We start from the raw sequence: 1,071 nt of genomic DNA, 5'->3' as shown, positions 1-1,071 counted from the left end.
CTTTGATTATTTTTTTATTGTATTCTTTCGATATAAAAACAGTACAGCTAGATAATTTGTTTATAAATAAAACTCAAATACTTTTGCTATTTTTTCTTTTATTCGATCTTTAAAAGGTAATTTCTTTATATAACTAGGCGTAATTTCAAATGCCTCGTTAAATACATCGGCTAATTCTGGTTCAACTTGTTTTATAAATTTTTGATCATATATATAACAATTCAATTCATCTGTTAAATGAAACGAGCGTGAGTCAAAATTCGTTGTCCCAATCATTAGTACCCGATCATCAATTTTCAGTACTTTCCCATGAAAAATACCTTTTTTAAAACCATACACTTTTATATTGTTTTTCCATGCTTGTTTTATATATGGTATAGCTGCTTGTTCTACTAATAGTGCATCAGACTTATGTGAATATAATATTTTCACATCAATGCCACTATTAGCCGCATCTAATAATGTATTCCATATTACTTTATTATTCGGTATAAAGTAAGGAGAATAAATTGTTATGGAATGCTTTGCTTGTTTAAATAATTTACTATACTCTTGTTCGATTCCTATTTTAGTATAAGAAACAAATTGATGCTGGCTTTTCCCAATTTTTTTACTAATTACCATCGGAGTAATTTTTTGATCGGAATTTTTTCTCCAATCATGTACAAATTGTTTTTCTAATCCTTCCACACCGATTCCTACTAATCTAAGTTGAACATCTTTCCACGGCTTTAATTCCTTTTTTTCATCAATATATTTTTTTCCAATATTGAATCCACCAATATAGCCAATTTCACCATCTATTATCGTCATTCGTCGATGATTTCTATGATTTATTGAAGCGAAAAAGTAAGATAATTGAGGTTTATTAAAATACGTAAAATGTACTCCATGATCAATTAAAGATTTTCGTTCTTTTCGTTCTAATAATATTCCACCAAGTCGATCTACTGCATAATAAACCGGTATTCCTTCATCACTTTTCTTTTTTAAAACATCTAAAAATTCATGAGATATTTGGTCATTAGAAACTGAAAAAAAGTAGATATGTACTTCTTTTTTTGCATTGCT

Annotated in this window: 1 protein-coding gene; it reads right to left on the bottom strand. The window is 27.9% G+C overall.

Translation table 11 applies throughout. The features are described from left to right. Window positions 1-60 precede the first annotated feature (60 nt). Window positions 61-1,071 (bottom strand): phospholipase D-like domain-containing protein (locus tag ACFCYN_RS25510; RefSeq protein WP_375952995.1); only part of this gene is annotated, 1,011 nt, incomplete at its 5' end.

Origin of the sequence: Gottfriedia sp. NPDC056225 (assembly GCF_042267765.1) — a bacterium.
GTDB lineage: Bacteria > Bacillota > Bacilli > Bacillales > Bacillaceae_G > Gottfriedia.
This window is presented reverse-complemented; position numbering and strand designations above follow the sequence as displayed.